Here is a 603-nt window from a genome sequence, read left to right on the forward strand (position 1 = left end):
CGCAGTGGATGCCGGAACAAATCCTTCTCCGTTACAGGCGCCTTCGGACCCATCTAAACCTCGTCAGAATTTGCAGGCTATACCCAGCAATATGCCAGGTCTCTGCAATTCCAACAACACGATTTCCGCCGGAAACCCCCAACGCTTAAGGCTCTACGGTTTGTTCAGGCTGGACTCAGTACTGTGGGCAACTTGGCAAACAGGACAACTGTCAGGTCGCCGTGAGCCTGTCGATCGCGACGCAACGTGGCAGCCTGCCGATTGCCTGGCAGCTGTATGTCCCCAAGGAATGGATTGAAGACCGGGAACGTGCCCGTCGTGCGGGCATTCCCGACGATCTGGCTTTCGAGACCAAGCCCCAGATTCCGTTGACCCAACTTCGTGAGGCTATAGCATCCGGCGTTGCCCCGGGCATCGTGCTGGCCGATGCCGGGTACGGCGACGAAACCGCTTTCCGGGATGGGGTAACTGAACTGGGTTTGTTGTACGCCGTAGGGATCCGGCCTGGCACCTCTGTGTGGGCACCCGGTACGGCGCCACTTCCACCCAGGCCATGGAGCCGGCGCGGCAAGCCACCGACATTGTTGCGCCGTGCGCCCGGCC

Annotated in this window: 1 pseudogene; it reads left to right on the forward strand. The window is 60.5% G+C overall.

Annotated elements, in window-relative coordinates:
* Positions 1-176: 176 nt before the first annotated feature.
* A pseudogene (locus tag AB3X96_RS42570) lies at positions 177-603 on the forward strand (transposase); the annotation flags it as partial.

The organism is Paraburkholderia sp. BR13439 (assembly GCF_040948805.1).
GTDB classification, from domain to species: Bacteria; Pseudomonadota; Gammaproteobacteria; order Burkholderiales; family Burkholderiaceae; genus Paraburkholderia; species Paraburkholderia youngii.